Source organism: endosymbiont of Galathealinum brachiosum, from assembly GCA_003349885.1.
Taxonomy (GTDB): Bacteria; Pseudomonadota; Gammaproteobacteria; order SZUA-229; family SZUA-229; genus SZUA-229.
The window spans coordinates 192,086-219,040 of sequence record QFXC01000011.1; the positions used below are offsets into that span (position 1 = coordinate 192,086).

The window sequence follows — 26,955 nt, forward strand, 5'->3', positions numbered from 1 at the left end:
CATTAACCTTTACATATCAAAGAGATAAGAGAACTGCAAAGCAGCAGCGACTATAAGAGTTTTTATTTACCTATAAGAAAACATGAAGAGCGAATAATTATAAAATGACCATAATTTCAACTTATTGCCCGTCACAACCTTAAATTTGCAACAGACAATACTGGAAAAACTCAACCCTCTTTCCACTTAATAGAACATCCCATACTAGGTATCTGCTCCGCAGGCCCCTTACCTGTCTCAGCCACTTCCTTCATACCTTCAAACAGATCACGCTTCACACTTTCAGCCGCCGCCTCCTTGCGACTTTCATCCAGTCGCCCGCGATACTGCAGCTTTAAATCTCCGTTATAACCAAAAAAATCAGGCGTACACACGGCTCCGTAAGCCTTTGCTACCTGCTGGGTTTCGTCTATCAAATACGGAAATTCAAAACCGAATTCATCAGATACCTTTTTCATATTTTCAAAGGAATCTTCTTCATAGTCAGTCGGATCATTCGACATAATTGCCACCGTATTCACGCCTAATGACTTTAATTCACGTGTATCACGCACAATTCGGTCACGAATTGACTTCACATAAGGGCAATGATTACAGATAAACATCACTAACAATCCTTTTTCACCCGCACAATCAGCCAGATTCCAGCTTTTACCATCAACACCTGGCAGGGTAAAATCAATTGCCGGCTCATCAAAATCACACACAGGGGGCTGCAAACTAACCATCACTTCTCTCCTCATAAATTATTGCTATTACCTTGCCATCTTTTACAGGCACTCGTAAACCAGCAAAAGCCAAGGGTTTATCTATAAAACATTAATTTAATTTATGGTCGGTATAGCAACACTCTTATATACATGCTAAAATTCGGAGTTCAGTTTTAAAACCTTGTAATCTTTAGCGGAAGAACATGAGCAAGCCAAAAAAGCAGCCTAAAGCCAAGCCAGCAGGCAAGAAAGTCAGCAAAAAAGCAGCAGACGAAGCCATTCAGGAACAAGCAGCACCTGAAGACACAAAAACACAAGATGCGACAGCACAAGCAACAGACAAACAGTCTTTACTTAAGCAGTTAATCGCTAAGGGAAAAGAGCAAGGTTACCTCACATACGCTGAAGTAAACGATCACCTGCCTGAAGAAATAGTCGATCCGGAACAGGTTGAAGACATTATCAACATGATCAATGACATGGGCATTACTGTTCATGAAGTTGCACCTGACACAGAATCTCTGGTTTTAACTGACGCTAGCGCTACAGATGACACTGCCGCTGAAGAAGCTGCTGCCGCACTTGCTTCTATCGAAAATGAGTTCGGCCGTACAACTGACCCTGTTCGTATGTATATGCGTGAAATGGGCACAGTTGAACTGCTTACCCGTGAAGGCGAAATTTCAATTGCAAAACGAATTGAAGAAGGCCTTAAACAGGTTATGCGCGCACTGGCAACCAATCCCCGCTCAGTTCATCAGGTACTAAAAAGCTACGAAGTCGTTATTTCTGAAGAAAAACGTCTTACCGATTTAATCACTGGATTCCGCAGTGATGATAGCGATGAAATTGCACAGCCCGCATCTGGCCCGGCCGATGAACGTGATGACGAAGAAGAAGAAGTTGTTGATACTGGCCCTGATCCAGAGCGCGCAAAAGAACAGTTTAATTTGCTTGAAAAAGCACACAAGAAAACATTAAAAGCATTAGAGAAAAAGACAAAAACGGTTGCTAAATGCCGTGAAGAAATGTCAGAAATCTTTATGGAATTAAAGTTTCTGCCTGTCATTATCATTGCAATGACCAAAGAGCTACGCAGCACAATTGATCGCGTGCGGATGTTAGAGCGCCACATTCTTAATTTGTGCGTAAATAAATGCAAAATGCCTCGTAAGACATTTATACAATCTTTTCCTGACAACGAAACCGATCAGAAATGGATTGAGCAATACCTGGAAGGCCACGAATACTCTGAAGCGCTTGATGAATACGCAGCAGAAATCAAACAGACTCAACTTAAACTGTCTCTGTTAGAAAAAACATATGGTCTTGAAATTCCAGATATCAAAGAAATTAATCGTAAAATGTCTATCGGTGAAGCAAAAGCGCGCCGAGCCAAGAAAGAAATGGTTGAAGCCAACTTACGCCTGGTTATTTCCATCGCGAAGAAATACACCAACCGCGGTCTGCAGTTCCTCGATTTAATTCAGGAAGGTAACATTGGCTTAATGAAAGCCGTAGATAAATTTGAATACCGTCGTGGTTACAAGTTTTCAACTTATGCAACCTGGTGGATTCGTCAGGCCATAACAAGATCGATCGCTGACCAGGCACGTACTATTCGTATTCCGGTTCACATGATTGAAACCATCAATAAACTGAACCGTATTTTCCGTCAAATGCTTCAGGAAAAAGGTCGCGAGCCTACTCCAGAAGAACTGGCTGAAAAAATGGAAATGCCAGAAGATAAAGTTCGTAAAGTACTTAAAATTGCTAAAGAACCTATCTCAATGGAAACACCAATTGGTGATGACGAAGATTCAAATCTGGGCGACTTCATTGAAGACATTAACATCATGTCTCCAGTGGATTCAGCAACCGGCGAATCATTACGCGAATCAACAAAAGATATTTTATCTACGCTAACGCCACGTGAAGCAAAAGTATTACGCATGCGCTTCGGCATCAACATGAACACTGACCATACTTTAGAAGAGGTCGGAAAACAGTTTGATGTAACACGTGAACGTATTCGTCAGATAGAAGCGAAGGCACTACGTAAATTACGTCACCCTTCACGTGCAGAAAACCTGCGCAGCTTTATCGGCGAAGACAACGGCAACAATTAAAAATAAATTTACCTTGTTGTTACGCACATTATATTTATAATGTGCGTTCGTTTTTATAGAATAAAAAATATAAAAACGAAACCCGTCATTCCTGCATACCTAAAGCAGGAATCCAGTAATTTTCTACTGGGCTATACCCTCATAGTGACAACATAAAATAAAGGGCCCGTAGCTCAGTTGGTTAGAGCGTCCGACTCATAATCGGCAGGTCGAGTGTTCGAGTCACTCCGGGCCCACCATTTTTCTCATGTGATTCATGTGCTTACGTGAATTCTCATCTTGGACCCATTGACTATTAGTCGGGTGGTCGAAGGCGCACCCTTCTCGATGCTGCCGATTCCAGATTGATAATTCACATGACAATGTAAAATACCTAAATTGAACCTAGACCGCTACAAATGGGCTGTTTTACATAATCAGCATAAACCTGCTCCAGCGAAGAAAGAAATTCTTTTACCTTAATAGCATTGAAGTCCTGTTCCTGCCAAACTGAAAATGCATTATCAAAGAGCAACCACATATCAACATCACAGCTTTTTGACATTTCCACAAAAAAGTCATGATGATCCCCACCTGCACATTTTCGCAGAGCTGTTAAAACAGAAACTCTATCACTCTCATCAAACTTAACTAAATAAGAATTTTCTTTTTCTTGAATAACATTTATTAGTTCCTCTTCAGGCGAATCAACACCTGGAAGTAAAACTGAAATATTCTCAACAGCTTCTGGAACCCCGGCATTTTTTGCAACATCAGCATCATAGCAAAGTACAATGCGAACCCCGCCAGTATTAATCATACGGTCAACTATTGACTTTAAGTCGCCCTCTCCATTCTTTGCAGGAATAACATACTTTAAATCATCGGCCTCAAAAGAATAGCTTCTTAGCAAACACTCCAAAAATTTTTTCGCCTTAGCATCTTCTACCAAAAATATCGTCACACTAGGCTCCGAAAGCCCCATATCAAAAACAGCTTCCCGAGATAAATCATCCTCCAAAAAAAGACACTGATCACCATCAATTTGTACTTGGTATATTTGGCTGGCTGTTTTTAATTTTTTTACAACGTCCCTAGAGTGGGTTGAAAATAGAATCTGGTTATCGTCCAAACCTACTAACTTCAAAACCATATCAACCAACCTAGACTGCGCCATAGGGTAAAGATACGTCTCTGGCTCATCTATTAATAAATTATCATCACCCAGTTTATACTTAAGCCACCATATTAAGTGTATGCAATACACCTCACCATGAGAAAGCTCAAGGCAATTCCTTTCACCGTAATTATCCTCAATAATGGCAAAAAATATAATCTCTTCACCATCCCCGCCTGCATAAGAATCTATTTCATAAATCCTTATTGAAGAATAAGAAGAACCAAGTATATGATTTATAACCTGAATCTCATCAAGAGAAAAAATAATAGGATGAAACTGCTGCAAAACCTCATCGAAATCATCAGCAGACGAGATATCGGCCAATCTATCTTTTATTAAAACTACTTCATCGGAGGGCGAATAATAATGGTAATTACGGTCGGGATTTAAAGTCACAGTAGCGTTATGAAAATCAAACGTCTCATCATCACATGCCGATAACTGCTTGAGAAATCTAGTTTTACCCGAGCCATTAATACCATACACAACAGCCGCACTTTTCATAACTACTGAGCTTTCAGGAAAAACACCAGCACCTGAGGTAAGGCTCGTAACTCCACACGTCGGAGTTGAATGCAATATTTTTTTATGGACTTTATCTAGCTCGGCAGCACGTAAATCCATCATAACTCACCCCAACCATGAGTAACGAGAACCTTATTAAAATAAATAGTTGAATAATCTTCATCAGATTGAGATTTTAGTTCATTTAATGTTGCTATAACCTTCTCTCGATAGCGAGAAGTTAATATAGAAGACGTCACCATATGGCTCAGCCAGCAAAAGAAAAAGCTCCTAAATATTACTGACCTCGAATCATACACACTAGTACTAATACGTAGTGAATATTGATTAATAATAGCTTTTTCAAGGGACCCCAAATCAATAGGATCATCTGCATATCCAATCGCCCGCATATACAAATGGAGTATCTCTTTAATGTCTTTATCACCAACATTGGCACCTGCCGTAGAGACAAAAACTATTAATGAAAACAGAGATGGCTTATTTAATTTTATTTTCCCATAATTCCTAATAGCCCTCATCACCCTCTCCAAGGAGTCTTTCACTAGATCCACATCATTCTCAGAAAAAGCCCCCTTTGATCTATATCGTGAAGTAATTTCCTTATCTAGAAGCTTTTTTTGGATAGACATCTTCTCAAGTGAAATCAAAACCCTAGCTATTACATCATGGTAACCGAGCCGGGTATTATTAAAGCCGATTGTCTCAGCAGAATAACCTTTACGATCCATGAAATTCACAATATCTTTTGTTGCGTCGCGAGCCTCACCAAAAAAAGTATTCCGCCTTTCAGCAGATGTTAATGTTGCGTTTTGATTAAGCCTGAAAAAAAGCTCGAATGGCTCACCCTCAACATAATTGCTAATTTCAAATATACGAAGAGAAAAATTCCTGAATCGTTTCTTCATACGCTCTGGAAGGCCAGAATAAAGACAACCATCCAAAGATCTTATCTCTTGATCTGCAGGATCAAGAGAACCATTAACCTTAAAGCCATCATTGTGAAATGCATGTATTGCTTTCAGTCTCTGATGCCCATCCAAAACCTCTTTAACATCACGCCCTTCATTTATAATCAAGAAAATTGGTGGTATTTCCCAATCGCGAAGGATTGTATCTATAAGCATTTGCTGCTTATGCCTATTCCAAACATCCCCTCGCTGGAACTCTGGATCAAGATCAATCTCCTTCTCATCTAGCTGAGAAAGAACAGAACGAACATCTGGCGTTAAAGGGTTTAATAACATTAAAAATTACCGACCTTGATCATTATGAAGTAATAGTTTTATGGCACTTCTGCCAGAAACCTAAAAAAAAGCAACAATAAATTATTATATCCACAAATATAACAGCTTTAAGAATAAACTTAAAAATATTTATGATCCGCGTAAAACTATTAGCAGCCCGTTATTGGTTGACAGCAGACACACTCTAGACACACCCCCACACAAAGCTTTCTCAGCTCCACACTAATCATAACTCAAAGCTAGTTTCTCACATCGAGGACCTGGCTTTTTCATTTAAGGAGACATTAATATATGCAGCACATAAACCATTGGCCAGATATAACCAAACTGGATTTACCTAATACTGTTTCTCAGGCTTTATACCAGCAACTATCGGAACCTTTCGACACTGAATCATCAGCAAGGGAGTTCTGGAATGAAACATCCACAACATTAATTATTTTAGATCCCTCAGATTTCATACAAACCATTAAACGGGAGACAGCATGGAAACAAATTGAGTTCACACTCACATATCCAGAATACATAACCCCACTAAAGCTTAATTACCAGTTAATGCTGGCCATCACTAATGACTCAGGCAGTGGTATCTATCTGGTTATCCCTCCTGAACTATCACACCTCATTTCTGATTATAAAAACTCACTTTAATTTCCGACCATTTATCATACCTTCTGAATAAATCCTGATTCGCGCAAGAAACGGTACCTTATATGAAAACCTAAAACACACCGGAGAAACCTATGCCTAAAAAGCAAACCAATGACAAAACACCCACCGACAAATCTAAGCAGGAAGCACCTATAACGCCACCTAAGATCATCCTCACCACTAAATGCAAAACTGTCTCAAGTAAAAGCACCCTCACCTATAACATCGCCATTGACGATAAAAACAAAGCCTACATTCGTGTAGTCAGTAATACAGGAGGGGGCTACTTTTCCAATGAGTGGATTTTAATAGATGACATCAACAGCACTCTAAAAGCAGCACCTAAAGACCAGCCCATTTCATCAATCCACCTATTCCCTTTATTCAAAGGAAAATCTGTAAACACCCCTGGATATTTACTCGCCGTATTGATCAATGAAAAAGTGTTGATTCCACACACAGAAAATAAACGGCAATACGCTTTCACTGGCACGACGAAACTGATGGATAAAATTAAGGAGAACACAAAAAAGTAACACCATTACTGTTCTTTAGATACCTAATCGGATGGTCCGACCTCGCATAACCCCACACACCAGCACTCTTCCTTAGAGACTTTCTAATACCGCCCCTATACCGACCAAAACGTCACTTTACTTACTCAACTCTTAACAACAGGAGATGCCTATCGCCATTGTCATCTTAATTACCCTGACTGCGTTATCACTTTTTTATAGCCCAGCCAAAGTTCTTACTGCATCCATCTTGATGCTGATGATTTATTTAAAACCAATTCCATCGCTGCTGACACTGGCAGTACTTTTTTCCATTTACTACCTCACGAGGAAATAATTATGAATGATTATTCTGTTTACCTACTTGATGCCCTTGAACAAGTCTTATGCTGGGATCTTCCCGATGATGACATTGCAGATGCGGCTAATGCACAGGCACACCTAATGTCGGGGAACTGCCCTGCTTATTACGAAGACAGCGAAACACCCATAAACCATAACCATTAAGTAACCTCTTCAATAAATGCCATGAAACCTTCTGGTGGATTGGCCAATCTAACTTCAAAGGAAACACCTATGATCTTTTATTTTATTAGCGCTTTATTGATTAGCTTTGCCTTAATTAAACTGGGAGCCTATGCAACCATCATTACTTTCATTTCTATCGCGACTAAAGTTTTGATGGCATTGCTATTGATTACTGTAATTGTATTACTTTACCGAAAGTTAAAAGCATCACTACGTACTACTAAACCTAAGTCGCTCTCACGACCATAGACACACCAATTCGTACAGGAAGTATGCTCAACAAGAAATTTAACTTCCACTCTCTTTACTTTTACAGCCTGCGCTTCCCCCCCCTTTTTTTTGACAGTTTTTCCACCAGCGCCTTATGCAGCATGGCTCCGTGCCAAATCGTTACTGCTCTGTGGGGGGTGGGGTAGCAGTTTCGTCGCGCATTCAAAAAAACATCGTAGCTCTGAGTCATCAGAGAATATGTCTTTTTCTCTTTTTTCTCATTCATTGAAAAGTTGCTACCCCCTCCCCCAATCGTCCCTGAATTCCATGATACATAAGGCAATGTTGAGTGGTTGCTATGGTGGTAGGATGTAGCTGCATGATCTATTTTTTGAAATTATTAACCGCCCTCATCTTAATTGTCTCATTACAATAAACCCTATCAGCCCATATTTTTTGACTAAATATAAAATAAAATAATAAATATTATTTATCAATGTTTTCAACACCTTATAGACCCCGTTGATTTAATACACAGAGCATAATTATCACGCTCTTCTTCAACACCTTCCATGCCTTGACTTCTCTTTTTATAAACCTATCATCTCCGATGTGACGGTATAAGAGCCATTCCATCACTTTTCAATATAGCTACTTCAGGATGAAGAGACGATATATGTCTTACCATAAGGATCGTGCCCACCTCGCTAAATTGGCAACTTCGGAGTCATTTAAGAATGACAATCAATCCGGAGCAATAACAGTTTTAACTGTTACTAAACCATAACACCGCAAAACATGCTTTGTGGAATGGCACCTATGCGAGGTAAAAAAACATGTCATATGACATAAACCAAAAAACAAAAGAAAAGACCGACCCACGACTCATCACCATAAATAAAGTTGCCCAAGAAATTTCATTAACTCGATTTACTGGTACACCTGGATCTAGACTCACCAAAAATTTTGTTAAAGATAGTCAGGGGAAGATCCAAAAAGAAAGCCAACCCCAATTTTCAAATGGTGAAGCAGAAACACTTAAGATTAAAAAGCTATCCGATCTTGAGGAAGTTACTCAAAACTTACAACCCAATCAGTGCATTGCAACTGGAACTTTCAATTTAGCTACTTGCAACATCACTACGAAAAGTAACTTTAGTGATAACAAATATGAATTAAGTTTTAGAACACGATCAAAAGAAGATATGCATCGACCAGAATTTGGTATCGGATTATTTGATTATGATCAGGATGATTACATGCCTGAAAACATGAAATGCAATTCTCCAGATGAGCTGATGAAGAAGTTAGTAACAGCCATACCTGAATTCGAAGGCATGGGTTATTCCGCTGTCGGTAGTAGTTCCAATGGAATCATTGATGAAATAACGGCTGCACCTTTTCAAAGTAACGGAGGTATGCATATATACATTGCTTTAAAGAGCATCGATCTAGATCAGTTAAAGCAATTCATAAAAGTCAGGCTATGGAATTCCGGTTTAGGTTATATATCCTACGCACGTAATGGGGCCATGCTGGAACGAACACTTTTAGATTTATCTGTACTCAGTCCTGAACGTATGATTTATGAAGCTAAACCTGTACTGGGGGAAGGCATCAGTCAAAAACCGCGTATCTGGAACCATAAAGAAGGGAAAGCATTCACTGCGAATATCACACTTTCCAATGAGGAAATTAGCCAGTATGAACAACTCGTCACTGATGCTAAAAAGAATAATGAAACTATAGCAATCTCCGACAAACTGCAAAATAACTATCGTAATAATCAGGTTACACAACGGGCCAAAGATAAAAGCATCAGTCTTGATGAAGCTGAAAAATTGATACCTAAAAGATCATTAGCTGAACTATCAAAAAGCACCCAAATTTTGGGACTAGATGAAACCATTGAAATAAATGGCCAGATGATGCTGGTATCTGAACTTTTAGCACGCGGTGAAGAGTTTGATGGTAAGGCTATGCCAGATCCAATAGAGGGTAGCAGCTATGGATACACAACTGCTAAGTATTATCACAATGGCGGTAAAAACCCTCTCATCGTTACTTTAGCGCATGGTGTTAAAACCGTTTATAAAATCCAGCAAGAAAACGGCTCTTTTAAACGTGTAAAAACAAATGTTGTTACAACCAAATCGATCAATCTTAATGAACCATTAGATATAGATAGTTTCCCGCATAAGAGGATGAAAAAAGACGGCACCTATAAACCTATTTGCACAATCGAAAACATCGAACGCCTAATCATTGGCTACGGCATTTCAGTTAACTATGATGTGATTAGCAAGGATACAATGATCTTAATTCCTGGTGTAAGCGGCATCACGGAAAATTCTGCCAACACCGCCATCGAGAGCATTAACAGTCTTGCTTCATTGAATAACATACCTATTGGCCAGGTTCCGAGATATGTTGCTGTCATCGCTGACCGTAATGCTATTAATCCCGTTGCTGAATGGATCACCTGTAAAAAATGGGATCAAGTAGATAGGATTAATTCCTTATGCGATACGCTAATTACCGGCGATGATTTCCCCAATGATTTCAAAAATATTCTAGTTACAAAATGGCTCATAAGCGCAGTAGCCGCTGCGACAGTCCCCAGTGGTTTTCATTGCAAGGGAGTTCTCACATTTCAAGGTGCACAAAACCTCGGAAAAACATCTTGGCTTAATAAACTTATTCCTAAAGGGTTGTTACGGGATAATTTTTTTTTAGACGGCCATCATATAGACCCTTCTAATAAAGATAGCCTAACTACTGCCATCAAACACTGGATCGTTGAAATAGGTGAACTTGATAGTAGCTTCAAAAAAGATATAGCTCGCCTTAAAGGCTTCATTACACAGGGTAAAGATACTGTGCGTAGACCTTATGCTAGAACAAACTCCGACTATCAAAGACGTACTGTCTTTTGTGCTTCCGTTAATGAAGTTAATTTTCTCATCGATAAAACCGGTAATTCTCGATTCTGGACGATCCCTCTAGTGAAAATTGATTACAAACACAACATTGATATGCAGCAGGTATTTGCCCAGCTGTATGACGAATTGCAGCAGGGTGCTACGTGGTGGCTGACAGAGATTGAGGAAAAGCAACTGGATGAACAGAATCAGACCCATAAATCTGTCAGTGTCATTGAGGAACGCGTATTAACTATTCTTAACCATAACCTTCCAAAAGATAAATGGAAAAACATGAGCGCCTCGAAAGTGCTACAAGCAGCAGGTATTCAGTCACCCAGCAACCCCCAAGCCCGTGAATGTGGTTCTATTCTGCGCGGGTTATACGGTCAACCCAAAAAGATACAGGGCATCATGAAATGGCTTGTACCTATTGATCTAAATTTCACTCACATATAACTAGCCACCACCCCTACCCCTTGCCAACTAACTGCCACATTAAGGGGTAGGGAGGGGCACCACAAATTTAAAAATACTCGAGGTTATAAATCATGAAAATAAAATTAACTCAGTCTGTAGTGAATAACTACCAAATACCTGATCACATAACAGCACGTCAGCTAGAACTGGTCGATGATGGCGGCACTGGTCTTTATTTGCTAGTAACACAAACAGGTTTTAAAACATTCTATTTACGTTACCGGAGTTCAGCAAATGGTGGCAAATCAACCCACGTAAAATTGGGACGTGCAACTGACATCACACTGGCTCAGGCTCGTGACAAGGTAAAGAAACTACGTGCTGAAATTGCATTAGGCGACGACCCACAAACTAAGATTAAGAAGCAACGTAATGAAATAACTTATGGAGAATTTATGAAAGAATATTATTTTCCGCATATTAACTCGCGCATAAGATCTGCTAAAACCTACAGGCAAATGTTTGATACACAAATAGCTAAAGCCTTCGGTGACATAAAAGTTAATCAAATAACTAAACGTCAGGTGCATGCATTTCATAATGACTTACGGAGTAAGGGGCTCAAAAATGGAACATGTAACAGATATTTACAACTAATTAAAAGTAGTATTAACTTTGGAATTTCAATGGAGATTATTAGCATTAGGAATCCAGCTGTTGGCATTCCACTTTTTGAGGAAATAAGTAGAGAGCGTTACTTGGACCCTGATGAACTAGCGCGATTGTTACCTGTGTTAATTAAAGATGATAGTCAGATTGCAAAAATCATACGTTACTTATTAGCAACGGGGCTGAGACTGGGAGAATGCCTTAACTGTGAATGGAAACATATCAATATTGATAAAAAAGTGATGATGATACCGAGTGCTCGTAGCAAGTCTAAAAAGGCTGCTTCTATTCCACTCAATGATGCGGCTATTCAAGTGCTTGAAGAATGCGATAAAAGCACAGTCTATCCTTTTATAAATCTAAACACAGGAAAGCCATATGTAATGATAAAAAAAAGCTTCCAGAAGTTAATGAAGCAAGCAGAGCTAGAAGGTGTCACAGCGCACGTATTACGTCATACAGCAGCAAGCATGATGATTAATGCGGGCCGCAGCTTATATGATGTGCAGAAAGTACTTAGACATTCTTCCAGTATTGTAACGGAAAAGTACTCTCACCTATCACAACAGTCTGTAATGGATGCGAGTGATACCATTTCGGAGCAACTATTCAAAGCAGCTTCAGGTAATCAGGGGTAATAACTCAAAGATATGGATGTCTCACCAATTCGGTCTCATCGCATTCGTCGGTGGGGCCATTATTTTTATATTTTTTTTTGATGCTTATTACCCATCTTCCCTTCATGTTTCATAAAACACATAATAACAAAACACACGGAAGGTCGTAGTTTTTGATCAAGTAGTGGACAAATTTATTAGTTTTAGTCGGAAGTGGTTTTCAAAAAATCACGGGGCGGCTAACCCTCCGAATTTTGGCCGCCGAATCACACCGCCAGCCAGCGGAGGTGCTCCATAGCGCCCGCCACTGGGGCAATTTCGGCCGGGGCATGACTTCACCCATGAACTGCACTCAGGATCACAGAGACTGCACGTTTCAACGACTCGGGTCAAAATTGTTTTTAAACCTAGTCAAAGATAAAACAGTCATTCCTAATGCAAGCATTCTTTTTATTTTTAATCTATTCATGATCTTAATAGTTTTATCATGAATTTTTCGTGAATCATAAATTCACCTTTTAAATGATTAAATCATACGCCTCAATTAGAGTAACAATATCCAAGGAGTCTAATTCTATTGATTTTCTTTGAATTCTTAAATAAAAATACTATCAGGTAAAAAATTACATGACTTGATGAAAATTAGATGGATTGGATTATATCTGTCCTGCGAGCATCATACTCCTCTTCTGTTATTAAACCTTTTTCTTTTAAGTTTTTCAAGGATAGCAACCTATCTTCAATAGAAATATCAAGTGAGTTTTTTTCTAGCAAGATTTCCTCCCTTGCTTTATCCTCCACATTCTTATATTTCACCTTGCTTTGATTAACATCACTATCTTTTGACTTAATTTGTTTATCTGATTCTAAACTTTTTGAGAGTTTTATAATTTCCCATAACTCTTTATCTCCTAAAAAAACACCTTCAGTTTTATTCCAATTACTATCCACTTTAGATGGGTTTAAAATCGATGCTGAAAAATCTATTACTTGTTTTTCTTCCTTGCTTTTATCATTAACTATTTTCTGGTTTTTCGTTATTTTTTTAGAGTTTTTAACTTTCTTTTTTGCAGTTTTCAATTTCTTTTCAATAGAGATTAGACTTGACTCTAAATCATTTATTTTTCGATTAAGGTCGCCTTTTGAAAAGAATGACGCATGCTTAAGATTAAATTCATTCTCTTCAATTTTAGCACTAATTTCACTACATTCTCTTGTTAACTGTTTAATAGTATAATTTATCTTATCTTCATCTATTGGCAACAGTTTTTTTCCTTTCATTTCACCAGAAAGCTCTCGACTGTACTTTCTCAAAGCATAATAAAAACACTCCTCTTGTTCTTTATCCGTATTAATAAGCAAATCAAAATGCCGCCACTTGAAAGTATTCAGTTTCTGAATATTGTTATGGGTATAAGACAATAGCTTCTCAGCAAAAACCCCGGATTTACTGGCCTCAATCTGCCATGATTCTAATAATTGAAGAACGGGAATATCTATTGTCTTCTTTGAACGCCCCTTAATGACGCGAGGTAGCTTTTCATATAGATCCTCTCCCTCTTTACTATTCTTTGAAATAACTTTACTTTTATTAGTAGGCTTTTTACTTGATAACGTACCATTACTATTCTGTAGAAGTTTTTTGTTTTGAGTGGAAGATACATATTTAGATTTAATGGTTTTAAATTCAGAATGCGTCATTTCAGCAATGAATAGCTCGCCACTATTTAATGATACAGATGCAAGAATCTTATTTTTACCACCTGCACCCATACTAGCGCCGACAGCCGTGCCTAAAGGCCCCGCAACAAGAAAACCTAATACTGCACCTGCAGCAGCACCTGTAAGCCCCCTTGCTTTTTCTTCAGTAAGAATATCCACAGATGCGACATTATTGGTGATCATTATCCTTCTATCATCGCTTAAAATTAAGGAGTCTCCGTTAGGGCTCAGAGTCCATTCATCGTTGATAATATCCCCTTCCACTACTTTCACTGTCTGATCTCCTTTTCCAGGTACACACTTAAATCATTGTTTATTAAATCTTACTGTAATACTACCATTTAATTTCTATATAGAATTTTTTTCTTTATGAAATCACAAGTCTCTGCAACTCTGGTAAACTCCTATTAATATTTTAGTTATCAACTACGTACCTGTCTCAGCAATCAGTAATGGATGCGAGTGATACCATTTCAGAACAACTATAACTTGCAGCTTCAGGTAATCAAGTGCAATAACTCAATGAAATGGATGTATTACCAATCCGGCCTCATCTCATTCGTCGGTGGAGCCATTATTCAATTGTATTTTTTATTTTCATAGATCCCACAGTCATTATTAGTATCCTCTTATTATACATATTGTCGTAATTGAAATAGAATCACTCAGTAATTTAGTTATATACAAAAATGATAAAGACGTTAGGGAGCAACTCAATGGATATAAATAAACTATATATAGCATCGTTTCTAGTTACCGCTATCTCAATTCCAACAATCACAAATGCAGAAATTGTAAGCATCGACTGGAAAACATCTGGTGACAACCTCATAACTCTAGACACATCAAGCGGGCTTGAATGGCTAGACTTAACTGCAACCTCAAACCGCTCTTATAACACCATCAATAGCAGTTTCGGAGAAAACCAAGAATTCGAAGGATGGAGATACGCAACATATTCAGAAGTAGGTACATTTTGGGATGCATTTGGCGGCGACTCCAATCATTATGATGGCTGGTCAACACAAAATAATGGTTTATTCGATCTCATTGCTCCATATTGGGGTGATTTATACTGCGAAGCTACTGGCTGTAATACAGGTGAGGGATATTCAAATGCAAAACTACAATATGGTACTTTATATGGTCACTACTATGCACAAATATTAGACCTTACAGACGACCCCACTTTGCAAGATCAAGATTATGCACATCTTCTATCTTCGACATCTAAAGACACAGCTTTCAATTCTACAACGGGGCACGCATTAGTAAGAGTTAGTGCTGTGCCAATTCCAGCAGCTATATGGCTATTTGGTTCTGGTCTTATTGGTTTGATCTTAACCGCTAAACGTAAAACATAAAATAAACTCACTTGGATCATAGGTGCACAAATTGAGCTCACACCATCTTCCCTTCATGTTTCATAAAACACATAATAACAAAACACACGGAAAGTCGTAGTTTTTGATCAAGTAGTGGACAGATTTATTAGTTTTGGTCGGAAAGAGTTTCTCAAAAAATCACGGGGCGGCTCACCCTTCAGAATTTGGACTCCGAACCACACCACTCACTCCAGAGGTTCGCCATAGTGCCCGCGTCTGGTGAAATTTCGGCTGAGGCATGACCTCGGCCATGACGCGACTTCACGTGCCCAGAGGTGACGACTTTCAACGATTCGGATTAAAGATGTATCCTTTTGCGTTTAGTCAAACCGATTAAACCTATAAGGCCTGAACCGAATAACAAGACGGCAGCAGGTACAGGTACAACAAGTGATACGACAATCTGGCTCTTAAACTAATATTCATCATTGGAAATGATCAAACAACCACCCCATCGGATACAGGCCATACCAAAACGGATGATTCTGCCGAAATTAAATTTTACAAATTATTTCATAACAGATTCGCCTCTCCAATATCCACCATATAGACCTTTAGACGCATATCAAGGTGAATACATAAACCTTAATGTATTTGCTGCAACTTTATTATCATGGGCGATTATATATTCATAAAGTTTGATCACAGCATTGCATGATCTTGAATAATCCTCACGATTGGATAATTGTTTTGTATATATATATTCCAAATCCACATCCATTTTCATATAAAGGTCATCTAAAATATCAACGGCGGCTTTACTATCAATGGGTAAATTCACATTTACATAACTGTCTCGAATAACGAGTACAAATATATCACTCAATCCCTTCAATTCATCAGTCTTTACATATTTAGCCAGTTCTAACGCTCCGTACTTTTCAGGGAACATATTTTTTAAACAATACACAGGTTCGATAGAGTGAAGAACTTTTAAAAGATTTATCATTTCTTGTGTAAATGCAACAATTGTTTCGTCACTGGCCTGATGTAAGCTCTGCATAGCGATATCTTCAATATCTTTCGACATGGACTGCTGAATTTCAATATGTGAAAGGCCTGTATTTAATTTTTGCTCCATGTCGCCAATGATTTTTTCAAACCTTGTTGGGTCATGCTTTTTAATTTCAATATAGACAGGATATTCGTCAAAGGCTTTGTGAATTTCATCCAGAAAGTCTTTATCGTATTTAATCAGCACTAGATCAGAGGGTTTCACTAAACCATCTATCACCCCTGCCTCAAGCATTTCTTCAATGGTGGGATACCATAAATCATCCGATAACGTCTGGAATACTCGCTCGATAAAGATTTCACTAACACCCTGCATGCGAAATAATTCAAGGTCTTTTTTTTCTTCATGAATGATATTAGTTTTAGTATCTATACTTTTAAGCGTATTCTTATACTGATGAAACCCCAAGTTAGCACCAATAGCAAGATAGCGCTTCACACCAGAGATAAAGGCCGTGCCACATGATGAATAGCATCCGGTAATAGAGTAGGTATTTAAATTATTTAATAGTATGAGTTTGGATACTTCTCGGCCCTCAAAAATACGGCCACCTCGACTATCGAGAATAACACCCTCTACCATAGGATTGTTTTTGATAACTTTAGCTAAATCTTTTGATACACCAAAACCCATAAGACCTTTGAGGTGAATATATCGGCCATCATCGGTAACGACCATCGTATAGACGGCCATATCGTCGGAAACAAAACCAAGATGATACATTTCTTTGTATTTAGGCCATGATTCCTGCGTATGGCTAAAGATACTAATAAAACTTATAATAATTAAAACTTTTACAATGCCTGACCAAGTTACACTGTTAATACGCTTAGCATGTTTATCGGCTGACCTCCAAAGACCTACGACTTGCCAAGGATAGATAACTACGGGTGCGACAACCGCAAAAAAGATATAGATACGGGCAACGACAACCGGGCTTTCAACTTTAAAACCATCTAACAGCCAACTATCCATGGGCATAAGAATAATATTTAAAAGGATAAAATTAATCCAGAACGAAATAGTAAGAGAGAGATTACCTCGCCAGTGACTTTTAATATAATCCATTAAATTCCCTATTACTTTTTACAAACAATATTTTTTAGATAAAATGATATCCATGACAAGGCTGTTGTTTTTATCTTTATAACGATAAATAAACTTATAATCCTGATTAAGCAGTGACACTAATGATTTTTCAGAGCAAACAGTCTCTTTTAACGAGTCAAACATGATTTTCTTGAAGCGTTTTTTATCAAGGCTTTTGTTTGTTGCATTGACCAGTGTATATTTATATAAATAGTTTTTATCAACCAAGGAGACATTGTCCATACGTGTATCTGAATCTAACATCATAGGCAACCCCTTATTCATTAAGCGTATTTCTTCCTCAAGACCATATGTTGAACTACCGCTTATATTATACGTACTTGAAAAGTTACCCAGCAATACTAATGTATTGATAACAACAACAGTTCTGGCTAGAATTTTCCAAGTAGGGTTTCCTGTATAGTTCCCTGCACTCCTCCATATAGACACCAACATAAATGCACTGGCCCCAAAGAGTATTCCGTTAAAAATATTTGTGTACATCTCTGAATTTTCATTCAGAGCTATCACCATAAAATTTTCATTGTAAATAAGCAGGGCAATACGTGAACTGAGCCCCACGATTAGTACGCCCCAGATCCAGTACGTGACAACCAGAGAAATGTCACCTTCAAACAAACGAGTTAAATAGCTCCGCTTATCTCGTACAGGTTCGTGACTGTCTGATCCGGGGTCATCCTGGGGGGCAGCTGATGAATCATAAATTCTGGCTTCTTTAGATTTAATATTTTCATAGAAAATATACCACTCGTTACCAAAGATTTGCCCATCATATTTCCCTTCTTTAATGAGATCTATTATTCTTTCTGTGTGCAATCCGCTAATAAATGAATGAATATCAATTGGGATATATTTTTTATTATTTTTATACTTAAATACGTTTGTCGTTATATAATTAATAGCATCAATTAGATTTTCATATTTATATTCTTCAAACTTATACTTTCCCTCTTCGAGCGTTACGCTATATTTTGACATTAACTTTTGTATTGAACTACCATTCTTATCGGGACTTGATTCTGCTTTGCTTTCATTTGATATGGTATACTTGGTTTTTATTTTTGAAAAAACCTCACTTGCATCTACAGATTCACCTAATACATCGATAATTTTTTTATATTCTTTTTCAGCATCATTACCTAATTTTCTAACTTCCTGCAATACACTATTTAGCTGTAAACTCTTGTAGGGATTTAACCAAGCATTATACTCATCCCTGATTGAGAAAACGAAATCCTCAACAGGGCCTTTTGGGTCTCTTTCAAGAAGCTCAAGAAAATTAATTTTATAACTTATAGCTAGATCATCGATTGATTTGTACGCGTCTTTTGCATCAGGACGATAATCAATAGCCATGAAGGCATTTTTATATTTGCTGCGATCTATTTCTAGATTGTCTATGCTGCTCAAATCTAACCCCTTATTTTTATAAAATATTTAGATATCATCGATACATGCTATTTCTATTAGAGAATCCAAATGTAACCATTATTTATATTTGTGCAGAAAAATTAAATAATTCACATACAATACTCTATCGATATTTTGACTTCTGCTTGCTTGTTATCGTTTCATTCTCATACGTCATTATGTACACTTCAAGCTTTAAACGCTAATTATATAGCCTCTATTCAAGCCATAGTTTTGTACACATTGAGCCAATGGCAATAAATTAGGTGCAAAAATCATAATCAGTATAACGGCGATTACATACCCAAAATTAAATCCAACGCAAAGCACGAATTCGCCAACTATCAGAGCAGCAACTATAATATTCCAGACAAGCTTGAATGCTAACAGTAGTAAATTTCGATTCCCATCATCTTATTGTCGTCACCTAATATCTGCAAATAGGTGCTGTTTTCTGTTGTCGATTGCTGGTGACGCCTATTCTATAACCCCCCCTCTCCCGACAACTCCAACGCACCCTAAAAATTTGGCCTCCGAACCGCACCACTCCCCCCAGAGGTCCACCATAATTGACGGTATGACTTTGAGATTTTATAAGGTTAAAATGCATAAAATTATTTCAAGCACTGCTGCTATTTATAAAAGACAATAAGGCGAAGTCATGAGCATTGGAACAAGTATATTTCTTTCTGTTATATTTATGTCGATATTCTATATTATTACAATATATAACAAATGGAAGCTAATTGGAAAAGCATTTGGTGGACTTATTGCACTATCAATAATAGGTGGAGCTTCTTATTGGGTATATTTAGAATATGCTGCTCGCCCACAAGTATTGAACAGCTTGCGCGGCATTGATCTAGGTATTACCGAAGTTGAACTAACTCTAGCAAAAGGAAAACCAGACTATTATTACAACGCAGAAGAAAAGTATGATCATAGAAAGTATCTAATTTATGATGAAATTTCCATCACACTCAATACTAATATCGCAGGCGTGCTTGAAGTTGATACTATTTGCAATAGAGGAAATTACACTAAAGTACAAGGGCTCAGTAAAGGAGATCCAGAATCTAAGATAATTGAAAAACTTGGTGTTCCTTCTAATACCAGTATCAACAAAGAAGGTTTAATTAAGCTAACCAGCTACCCTAAATGGAACACAAATTTCGAGATAGAAAAGGGGGTGATAAAAAAAATATGTGTAACAAGAACCGGAGTTGCTAGTTATACAAAGGAATATAGTGACACCAAAGACCCAAAGGATAAGTAAGCTATATTATCTACCTAGTGTGCATCCATACACTAAGTGATTAGCTTACTCCGCTAGCCACAGAGATTATATTTGCAACCGCCAAAAGTCCGATTTATGGTGTTAACAGAAGGTATCATACTCTCCCTCTATCTGATCGAGGCACACTGAAATGAACAATTCAGTTTAACTAGTAAATTTTCAAAGAAATTTCGGAACTGGTTCGAGTTCGGGCATGGTTCGATCAGGTGAACTTTGTTGACAGTACTGACTCTCTGCAACAGATACACCATAAATACAGGTTCATTTTCGGGAGACAGAATCTAGCAAGTTCGGGATAGTATCGGGTTTCGAGAAAACCAGAAATTCACATCAGAAATTACCTTGCAATTCTTCAGGTTACTTCAATTAAATCAACGTGTTATCTCGACTCATAATCGGCAGGTCGAGTGTTCGAGTCACTCCGGGCCCACCATTTTTCTCATGCGATTCATGTGCTTACGTGAATTTCAAATAAGACCCATTGACTATTAGTCGGCAAGTCGAACCTTAAAGCCACACCACTTTTGATCACTCACTACCTTTCAAATATAATTATTAGGTATCTGTTTATTTAAATTTTTGAACAGATTTACTTAAAAACCCCCCAATAGTATTCGTTATTTTATCAACTCCCTCTTTTATATTTTTTTTGATATTAATTTTACCAACGTCAGAAAAAATATTTTCAACCAAATCAATTGCCATTTCTTCTCGCTCATCTATTCTCCCATCCGCTAGCATAATTTCATTCAAAAAACCCAAAATCTCTTTAGACATAGCCGGGTAATTACAGTCTGGATTTTCTTTTTTATATTCCGCTAAATTATGCGCAAGGACTTTGATCGAAAAATCAGCTAGATTCGCTTCAGTATAAGCCATGCCTTTATCTACAAACATTGGATCATACCCCCATTCACTTATAAAGTAGGTACTAATAACTTGCTTCTCTGATTGATCAATATCTCCATCAATATTTGCAAGCCTCAAAGCTAAAGGAGCGATGAAATCAAATAGAGCAAGCCCAAGAATATCAAGTGGTGTATTGATAAACTCAGGTATTACTGTAACTCGGTCACCTGTCTTTCCCTTTAGATAACGACTAACACCGACCCAGGCTCCTGTAGATACTACACAGGCTGAAATAACCCAGCCAATTGGTGTTACGGCCGTACCTATTCCAAGTACAGCCAATAAGCCACTTGGAGCAAAAAATGTTGATGCTACAGCTGAAGATTGCGCAACTGTTACAGCTGTAGCCCCAACCCCAAATGCATCCCAAGCTTCAAAAACTTTATTTTTCATTCTCAATGATGTGTAAGCATCCTCACCGATTGAAAGTTTAGCTTTAAATTTCAAGGGCTCAACGATAACTGTTTCGACATTATCGAACCATTTAGAAGAATCATTCACGTTCATTAGAATTAAACCTTATGCATGAAGAGCTTCGAACTTACCATTTATTTCTGCAATTTTTCTAGATAGGGCTTTATCTTTTAAATCTTCCTTTAAGCCACCAACCATACCAAATACAATTAAAATGGGCCCTGCTATTGGCCCTAACACAAACCCCAGTACTGGAATAGATGCTATTAAAAAACCTGCAATAGCCCCAAAAATTACACCAAATGTTGCAGAGGGATGATCAGTAAATATTTTACAGATAAAATCGAAAATCTTTCTTCCAATCTTAATAATGTACTCACCCACTTTAATTGTCGCTTTTGTAAATGCATAAAGTAAAGATTTTGAATCGGCTGAAATATCTAAATTATCAATCATCTGTTTTACCTTTGCATCAGAGACTTCTAAGCGAGATGACCAGTCAATAAACTCATTATTAATATTATCATCTTCAACTTGGTAAACTTCGCCAGTATCAGGATTTGTACCTTCTATTTTCATGTTTGCTCCACTTTTTCATTTATAATTCAATACTACATATATTCTTATCTGCTCATACAATCATGCTTATGAACTGACTACCAAATGTACTGTGCTCATGCGGAACTTAAGTACTCTATCAATTCCTGCTCCATTTCTTCTTGCAACCCATCAGGACTAATTATTCTAATGTGAGGTATCCAGTAGCGGATAATTGGAATAATCTGATTATGATTTGCTACCTTTGTAGAAATTATTAAACTACCGTCCTCCAACTCTTTCTCAACCTCTTGATTTACAATCAGTTTACGTCTTCTAAAATAATCCGCCACCTTTTTTGACACTTTCAAGACAACCTCTTGTGTTTCCTCCCCAATCCAAACACTATCATCTTCAGATAAAAGCTTATCAATTGAAGAATCGGCTTCAAAATTATCATCTAATTGCATCATTGTTATAATTTTTGAAAAGCTGAAAGTTTTTAATTTACCACTGTCACGACAAGCTAAATACCATATCCCTTTATTATTAACCAATTTATAAGGCTCTATAGATTGATATTGCTTTATAACCCCTTCTTTCTTATAACTAAAGTTAACTCTTCGCTTATTTTGAATAGATTTCTCTAATTCACGAAACAGCGTTTCTTTACCGGTTAGGTTTTCATAATTATAGCCTTTAACAAGCAATGCTGATTGAGTACTACTATCAAAAATATCTCGTAGAAAATCATCAGTCAATGATGGGAAAAGTTTCTGAACACCAGCGAGACCGGCAAAACGCTCTATATCTCGAGTTGATAGCTTTCCTAGATACAGGGGATCAAGCGAGTAGAAGCCACCTTCTTTTTGAAGAGGCAGATATGCAAAGCGTACATTTAGATCACGCTGAATAGTTCTGACATTAACGCCAAACTCATCCGCTAAATTATTAGGGCTGAGTTTCTCACCTTGGTTTAGCTTCACAAGCATTTGAGACAACCTGTAAACTAGGGTGTCATGGATTCCTTTACTCATAATTACTCCGTGAGGTGATATCCAAAGAGTATAGTATCTATGTATAAAACGAAAGGGTATGTCGTTTTAATACAAATTTCACATATAGACTTGTCTATCTTGAAAGCATTACTAAATAAACATAAACGACACCACCTGTCATATAGATAGCGCATTCTAGTTACACGCTTAAATAACAACTAGGAGATAGCTATGATTTGGGCATTTTTACTACTAATAATTCTTGGGTTTACATTTGTCAAAATTGGCACATATTCTGTTTGGGTAACAGTTTTAAGCTTTGGAATAAAACTATTCACTGGATTCTTTTTAATTATTTTGGGTATATATCTTTGGAAAACACTTCTAAGTCCGATGATTAAAAAGATAAAGAAGAAAAATAACAGGCTTCCAAATTCCACATAAGTGAACGAGTAGTCTCAAAACTAAAATTTTAAAATACTTTTCGGGACAGGTTCGTGTTCGGATCTGGTTCGATCAAGTAGAGTTTGTTACCAGCGCTGACTCTCTAGAAATGATAGGCCATAAATTTGGAATCATTTCCACTTTAATAAGATGGCATGCTTTCGGGATAGCGTCGGCTTTCAAGATTAACAGAAACTCACATTAAGAAACACTTTAACTTTCTTCAGGTTAGACGCATTAAACCTACGAGTCTATTCCACTCATAATCGGCAGGTCGAGTGTTCGAGTCACTCCGGGCCCACCATTTTTCTCATGTGATTCATATGCTTATGTGAATTTCAAAAAAGACCCATTGACTATTAGTCGGGTGACCTAAAGCGCCTGGCCATTTTTGAGAAAAAGCTTTTAAATTTTCTATAACTTTTTCTGAATATTTTTCATAAGTAGAATTTAAAATCTAGATGAACAAATGAGTCTTTTCACTGTTGTTAGCTACCGATCATGATTAATGCCTGATATCGTAAACTTAAATAAAAACAGACACTCAAGGCCTCACATTACCGACAGCAAAAAGCGGAGCGGCTTCTGCTTTTTGCTGTCCGAGAGAGCGTATGTGATTGTTTGTAGATATTTTCTTTTGAATTCTGAGCGCCTATTTAACAGGTGTTGCACTGGGAAATATCCACGTCCCATCAAGTATTTCTTTATGTGGCTGATATAGACGGGCAACATAGTTCCAACCTTTCGTGATTGGCAGGGAATTGAGGCTCCTGGGGTCGCCCCCGAAGTGAATCGTGAAACTGCCATCCTTGTTTGGCTTTGCAGTGACATTGTTGTATACATATGCATTGAGGTCATTTTTCTCGAAGAATCCATCAGCGTTATAAACAGACACCGACCAAAAACCATCAACGGGAACATCTTTAACATTCAATACGTACGCTGTTTTGCCATCATTTTTGTTGGTAACAAAGTTAACATACATGGCGTCATCTTCACGATTACCTCCCCAACCGTAAGCTGTTCCAAGCAGGTGTTTGAGCGAATCCTCCTCTCCATTGATACCGAAGTATCCTTTAAAATCATTAATGCCTGCACCGAGTACATTAATAGCTTTACGGATTTTGAGAAGAGATTTCTCGTCCCAGTCTGGAATTTCGAACTTACCCGCCGACGCTTGCTTGAACTTTATTTTATCCTGTAGTTTGTGCGCAGCCTCAACGTCTTTCGGATCATTTGGATCTACGAAAGTTCTAAATATCACAAAAGCATATCGGGTGCCGATTTTCTCTTTGGTAAATTCGAAGGTGCCACCCTTATGTTCTGCTGGAAAGACCGAATGATCCTGACTGCAATACATCATAGACTGGAATCGTTTAGGTGAATCTGGCATGGTAATCGTAAGCGGTGTTGAAAGATCGAAAACCCCCAGTGAATAAAGAGTGTCGCGGTTACCCCGGATCGTAGTCTGGTTTTTAACCGGATAGACTTTCCTCATATGGAGAAACTTGCCAATGCCCCCAGCCTTTTTGATGTAGCCCTTCATCTGCAGATCGCTTTCAGCTCGAGTGAAATTGGATACATCCACTTCCACTTTTTGGGATTTCTCCGCTAACGCGACGGATGGCAGGAAGAGAGAAGCGGTGATGCCACAAATAAGGATTAAATTTCGAGAGTGTAGTTTCAATAGATTCATGTATAGCCCTTCTTGGTATTTCCTTTAAGTATATGGAGTTATTTTGTTATAAAAAGCACAAATGTCAAAACAATTGTTCTTAATTGTTTCTTTTCAAAAACGAACAACTAATTAAGTGGCCGCAGCGAACTGGAATATTTACCATAGCAGTTAAATGACAGTTTTATATAAATATCACATAGTTTAGAAATGCATTAACACCACGATTGAATGTTTTTTCAATCATCAAAATAAAACTTAAACAGCACTCAACTACCTGCCCAATTGTTATTTTAAAATATAGAATATATCATAGTCATTGATATTTTAACTATACACATAACATTGAAAAATTTAATCCCAATATTAATCCTGCTAACATGTCCTGTCACATTAATGGCAACCGTTGATGAGCAGATAATAGAACAGTTTGATTATGCTCGTCATTTTGAAAATAATGTAGACAAACCAGAACAACAAGGCTCATGGTTAGCCGTACCTATTCCTGTTTCAAACCCGACTATTGGCACAGGTTTACAGGCAGCCTTACTCTATCTTCACCCTAAAGATAATGACTCCGAGGTACCAAACTCAACCAGCGGTCTGGTTGGCATGTATACCAACTCAGACAGCCAATTAATCGGTGGCTTTCATGATGGCAACTGGAATTCAGATTTATATCGATACCAGGTTATGATAGGTACTGGTGAATTCAATCTAGATTATTTTGGCATAGGCAGCCACTCTCCATTAGCTGATAACCCCATTAAATATAATTTAATGTCAAATATTCTATTTTCACAATTGCTCCGACGCCTTCCGGGTACAAAAGACTGGTATCTTGGATTTCGTTATATGTATATAGATTCAAATGTAGAATTTTTTGCTGATGATCCAAATGAAGTTTTACCGCCAGTTGAAGATGATATGACAAACTCAGGCCTCGGGATAATGACTACATTTGATAGCAGGGATGACAACTATTACCCCACTACCGGTGTTAATTTCGAATTTGTATGGATGCGAGATGATGAGAAGATTGGCAGTGATTTTAACTTTGAGAAGATTGACACTCATTACGATACTTATATTTCAGTATCAGAAAAAAGCGTAATGGCCTTAAGCGCTGTTTTTGCAAAAGCCACTGGTGATGTCCCCTTTTATTTATTACCAAGCCTGAAGATGCGTGGTTTTGCCAATGGTTTATATAAGGATGATGCCAGCCTTTCCGGACATGGTGAATGGCGATATAAATTTAAGCCACGCTGGGGTACCATTTTGTTTTATGAAATAGGTAGTACTGCAGCTACAGCAAATGATTTACTGGAAACTACAATCTCATCCTATGGCGCAGGTTTACGCTGGCAGGTAACAAAAGATAAAAAGCTAAATCTGGGTATTGATGTAGGATTTAGTGACGACAATAGCGCTATTTATGTTCAGGTGGGAGAAACATTCTAGGTTAGTCACCTCCCTAAACAATCTTAGTAAATAACTTTTCAATACGGCCATAAGTGGACGATCAGGATAAAAATATTAACGTCTGCTCTGTTTGAACAGCGGAAATTCAAAAAACTGGTAATCACGCTAGATTTTTACGATGACACTAAACATTCGAAATCAATAAAACACAATCAAACTTACAATTGCTATTACATTAAAGACTTTTAACCTGAGAAAAATAATGACTTATTTTATTACTATACAGCCCAATATAATTCACATTAAGAAACACTTT

21 protein-coding genes and 1 tRNA gene are annotated in these 26,955 nt (G+C 37.7%); 10 read left to right on the forward strand and 12 right to left on the reverse strand.

The genetic code is table 11. The annotated features are described in order from the left end of the window. Positions 1-170: 170 nt before the first annotated feature. Positions 171-728: a thioredoxin family protein gene (locus DIZ80_09225; GenBank protein ID RDH82463.1), complete on the reverse strand. Its 558-nt coding sequence runs from the start codon at positions 726-728 to the stop codon at positions 171-173. A gap of 185 nt (positions 729-913) precedes the next feature. Between DIZ80_09225 and DIZ80_09230 the strand changes: the two genes are divergently transcribed. Then, positions 914-2,839, forward strand: coding sequence for an RNA polymerase sigma factor RpoD (locus DIZ80_09230; protein RDH82464.1), 1,926 nt, complete (start codon positions 914-916; stop codon positions 2,837-2,839). Between the two features lie 162 nt (positions 2,840-3,001). Then, positions 3,002-3,078: transfer RNA gene (locus DIZ80_09235), tRNA-Met, on the forward strand. 134 nt (positions 3,079-3,212) lie between these two features. Here DIZ80_09235 and DIZ80_09240 read toward each other — a convergent pair. Continuing rightward, on the reverse strand, positions 3,213-4,625 hold the full coding sequence (locus DIZ80_09240; protein ID RDH82465.1) for a hypothetical protein: 1,413 nt from the start codon (positions 4,623-4,625) through the stop codon (positions 3,213-3,215). After that, a complete protein-coding gene (locus tag DIZ80_09245; GenBank protein RDH82466.1) occupies positions 4,622-5,770 on the reverse strand; it encodes a hypothetical protein in 1,149 nt (382 codons plus the stop codon). Before DIZ80_09245 ends, DIZ80_09240 begins: the two co-directional genes overlap by 4 nt. Before the next feature lie 291 nt (positions 5,771-6,061). Between DIZ80_09245 and DIZ80_09250 the strand changes: the two genes are divergently transcribed. Both DIZ80_09250 and DIZ80_09255 read left to right on the forward strand, forming a co-directional pair. Continuing rightward, the gene (locus tag DIZ80_09250; GenBank protein RDH82467.1) at positions 6,062-6,421 is read left to right on the forward strand and encodes a hypothetical protein; all 360 of its coding nucleotides are present in this window, start codon (positions 6,062-6,064) and stop codon (positions 6,419-6,421) included. A gap of 92 nt (positions 6,422-6,513) precedes the next feature. Then, positions 6,514-6,957 carry a hypothetical protein gene (locus tag DIZ80_09255; protein ID RDH82468.1) on the forward strand — a complete coding sequence of 148 codons (444 nt, stop codon included), beginning with the start codon at positions 6,514-6,516 and terminating at the stop codon, positions 6,955-6,957. Positions 6,958-7,774: 817 nt separating this feature from the next. On the opposite strand, the gene DIZ80_09260 is transcribed toward DIZ80_09255, so the two are convergent. Continuing rightward, positions 7,775-7,960 (reverse strand): hypothetical protein, encoded by a 186-nt coding sequence (locus DIZ80_09260; GenBank protein ID RDH82469.1) that lies wholly within the window; start codon positions 7,958-7,960, stop codon positions 7,775-7,777. Positions 7,961-8,510: 550 nt separating this feature from the next. Here DIZ80_09260 and DIZ80_09265 point away from each other — a divergent pair. Beyond that, entirely contained in the window at positions 8,511-11,054 is a 2,544-nt protein-coding gene (locus tag DIZ80_09265; protein RDH82470.1) for a hypothetical protein, read from the forward strand. A gap of 92 nt (positions 11,055-11,146) precedes the next feature. Continuing rightward, positions 11,147-12,322, forward strand: a complete 1,176-nt coding sequence (locus DIZ80_09270; protein RDH82471.1) for an integrase — start codon at positions 11,147-11,149, stop codon at positions 12,320-12,322. Between the two features lie 621 nt (positions 12,323-12,943). On the opposite strand, the gene DIZ80_09275 is transcribed toward DIZ80_09270, so the two are convergent. Further along, positions 12,944-14,296, reverse strand: a complete 1,353-nt coding sequence (locus DIZ80_09275) for a hypothetical protein (GenBank protein ID RDH82472.1) — start codon at positions 14,294-14,296, stop codon at positions 12,944-12,946. A 443-nt stretch (positions 14,297-14,739) separates the two neighbouring features. Here DIZ80_09275 and DIZ80_09280 point away from each other — a divergent pair, with 443 nt between their 5' ends. Next, complete coding sequence (locus DIZ80_09280; protein ID RDH82473.1) at positions 14,740-15,387, forward strand: hypothetical protein; 648 nt, start codon at positions 14,740-14,742, stop codon at positions 15,385-15,387. Positions 15,388-15,706: 319 nt separating this feature from the next. On the opposite strand, the gene DIZ80_09285 is transcribed toward DIZ80_09280, so the two are convergent. The 3 genes from DIZ80_09285 to DIZ80_09295 form a co-directional block, all read right to left on the reverse strand. Then, positions 15,707-15,811: a hypothetical protein gene (locus DIZ80_09285; protein ID RDH83138.1), complete on the reverse strand. Its 105-nt coding sequence runs from the start codon at positions 15,809-15,811 to the stop codon at positions 15,707-15,709. 162 nt (positions 15,812-15,973) lie between these two features. After that, positions 15,974-17,491: a hypothetical protein gene (locus tag DIZ80_09290; protein RDH82474.1), complete on the reverse strand. Its 1,518-nt coding sequence runs from the start codon at positions 17,489-17,491 to the stop codon at positions 15,974-15,976. Positions 17,492-17,509: 18 nt separating this feature from the next. Next, positions 17,510-18,943 (reverse strand): hypothetical protein, encoded by a 1,434-nt coding sequence (locus DIZ80_09295; GenBank protein RDH82475.1) that lies wholly within the window; start codon positions 18,941-18,943, stop codon positions 17,510-17,512. Between the two features lie 661 nt (positions 18,944-19,604). On the opposite strand from DIZ80_09295, the gene DIZ80_09300 reads away from it, so the two are divergent. Further along, positions 19,605-20,219 (forward strand): hypothetical protein, encoded by a 615-nt coding sequence (locus DIZ80_09300; protein ID RDH82476.1) that lies wholly within the window; start codon positions 19,605-19,607, stop codon positions 20,217-20,219. Between the two features lie 588 nt (positions 20,220-20,807). On the opposite strand, the gene DIZ80_09305 is transcribed toward DIZ80_09300, so the two are convergent. The 3 genes from DIZ80_09305 to DIZ80_09315 all read right to left on the reverse strand — a co-directional run bounded on the left by DIZ80_09305 (position 20,808) and on the right by DIZ80_09315 (position 23,137). Continuing rightward, complete coding sequence (locus DIZ80_09305; protein ID RDH82477.1) at positions 20,808-21,656, reverse strand: TerB family tellurite resistance protein; 849 nt, start codon at positions 21,654-21,656, stop codon at positions 20,808-20,810. 12 nt (positions 21,657-21,668) lie between these two features. Further along, the gene (locus DIZ80_09310) at positions 21,669-22,142 is read right to left on the reverse strand and encodes a hypothetical protein (GenBank protein ID RDH82478.1); all 474 of its coding nucleotides are present in this window, start codon (positions 22,140-22,142) and stop codon (positions 21,669-21,671) included. 95 nt (positions 22,143-22,237) lie between these two features. Beyond that, the gene (locus tag DIZ80_09315) at positions 22,238-23,137 is read right to left on the reverse strand and encodes a transcriptional regulator (protein RDH82479.1); all 900 of its coding nucleotides are present in this window, start codon (positions 23,135-23,137) and stop codon (positions 22,238-22,240) included. A gap of 192 nt (positions 23,138-23,329) precedes the next feature. On the opposite strand from DIZ80_09315, the gene DIZ80_09320 reads away from it, so the two are divergent. Continuing rightward, the gene (locus tag DIZ80_09320; protein ID RDH82480.1) at positions 23,330-23,542 is read left to right on the forward strand and encodes a hypothetical protein; all 213 of its coding nucleotides are present in this window, start codon (positions 23,330-23,332) and stop codon (positions 23,540-23,542) included. A gap of 652 nt (positions 23,543-24,194) precedes the next feature. Here DIZ80_09320 and DIZ80_09325 read toward each other — a convergent pair. Then, the gene (locus DIZ80_09325; protein RDH83139.1) at positions 24,195-25,136 is read right to left on the reverse strand and encodes a hypothetical protein; all 942 of its coding nucleotides are present in this window, start codon (positions 25,134-25,136) and stop codon (positions 24,195-24,197) included. Between the two features lie 477 nt (positions 25,137-25,613). Between DIZ80_09325 and DIZ80_09330 the strand changes: the two genes are divergently transcribed. Further along, positions 25,614-26,678: a hypothetical protein gene (locus tag DIZ80_09330; GenBank protein RDH82481.1), complete on the forward strand. Its 1,065-nt coding sequence runs from the start codon at positions 25,614-25,616 to the stop codon at positions 26,676-26,678. Positions 26,679-26,955: the final 277 nt, after the last annotated feature.

Coding starts and splice junctions, on each gene's coding strand:
- DIZ80_09225 (RDH82463.1), bottom strand. CDS start 728: ATGGTTAGTTTGCAGCCCCCTGTGTGTGATTTTGATGAGCCGGCAATT.
- DIZ80_09230 (RDH82464.1), top strand. CDS start 914: ATGAGCAAGCCAAAAAAGCAGCCTAAAGCCAAGCCAGCAGGCAAGAAA.
- DIZ80_09240 (RDH82465.1), bottom strand. CDS start 4,625: ATGATGGATTTACGTGCTGCCGAGCTAGATAAAGTCCATAAAAAAATA.
- DIZ80_09245 (RDH82466.1), bottom strand. CDS start 5,770: ATGTTATTAAACCCTTTAACGCCAGATGTTCGTTCTGTTCTTTCTCAG.
- DIZ80_09250 (RDH82467.1), top strand. CDS start 6,062: ATGCAGCACATAAACCATTGGCCAGATATAACCAAACTGGATTTACCT.
- DIZ80_09255 (RDH82468.1), top strand. CDS start 6,514: ATGCCTAAAAAGCAAACCAATGACAAAACACCCACCGACAAATCTAAG.
- DIZ80_09260 (RDH82469.1), bottom strand. CDS start 7,960: ATGAATGAGAAAAAAGAGAAAAAGACATATTCTCTGATGACTCAGAGC.
- DIZ80_09265 (RDH82470.1), top strand. CDS start 8,511: ATGTCATATGACATAAACCAAAAAACAAAAGAAAAGACCGACCCACGA.
- DIZ80_09270 (RDH82471.1), top strand. CDS start 11,147: ATGAAAATAAAATTAACTCAGTCTGTAGTGAATAACTACCAAATACCT.
- DIZ80_09280 (RDH82473.1), top strand. CDS start 14,740: ATGGATATAAATAAACTATATATAGCATCGTTTCTAGTTACCGCTATC.
- DIZ80_09290 (RDH82474.1), bottom strand. CDS start 17,491: ATGGATTATATTAAAAGTCACTGGCGAGGTAATCTCTCTCTTACTATT.
- DIZ80_09300 (RDH82476.1), top strand. CDS start 19,605: ATGAGCATTGGAACAAGTATATTTCTTTCTGTTATATTTATGTCGATA.
- DIZ80_09305 (RDH82477.1), bottom strand. CDS start 21,656: ATGAACGTGAATGATTCTTCTAAATGGTTCGATAATGTCGAAACAGTT.
- DIZ80_09310 (RDH82478.1), bottom strand. CDS start 22,142: ATGAAAATAGAAGGTACAAATCCTGATACTGGCGAAGTTTACCAAGTT.
- DIZ80_09315 (RDH82479.1), bottom strand. CDS start 23,137: ATGAGTAAAGGAATCCATGACACCCTAGTTTACAGGTTGTCTCAAATG.
- DIZ80_09320 (RDH82480.1), top strand. CDS start 23,330: ATGATTTGGGCATTTTTACTACTAATAATTCTTGGGTTTACATTTGTC.
- DIZ80_09330 (RDH82481.1), top strand. CDS start 25,614: ATGGCAACCGTTGATGAGCAGATAATAGAACAGTTTGATTATGCTCGT.